The 293-nt window shown below is 59.4% G+C and carries 1 protein-coding gene; it reads right to left on the bottom strand.

Features of this window, described 5'->3' with window-relative positions:
• The coding region (locus QN347_RS19720; protein ID WP_323494384.1) for a hypothetical protein at window positions 1–267 on the bottom strand (267 nt) is incomplete at its 3' end.
• Window positions 268–293 lie beyond the last annotated feature (26 nt).

Genomic DNA, 293 nt, shown 5'->3' with positions numbered 1-293 from the left:
CAGCACATTACCAGCGCTGCTGTTGACGCTGCAGCTGGCTGCTTCCTGCACATTGCTACCGCTGACTAAGGCGTCGCCGACGCTGTTGACGACACCAGCTACCGTCACATTCGCTGCACCATTGATCTTGACGCTTTGCGCGGTCACAGTTCCAGTACTACCCAAGGTGACCGGTGCGTTGCTAGCCGCATTACCGATGGTGACCAGGCCACCGCTACTGTTCGCAGCACCATCCACTTCGGTACCGTTGACACCGACTATCGTCACACCTGTCGCTCCCGCTACGCTGCCGC

It is taken from the genome of Sphingomonas sp. 10B4 (assembly GCF_035019905.1).
Taxonomy (GTDB): Bacteria; Pseudomonadota; Alphaproteobacteria; order Sphingomonadales; family Sphingomonadaceae; genus Sphingomonas; species Sphingomonas glacialis.
The sequence above is the reverse complement of the archived record's forward strand: the minus strand, read 5'-3'. Positions and strand labels throughout refer to the sequence as shown.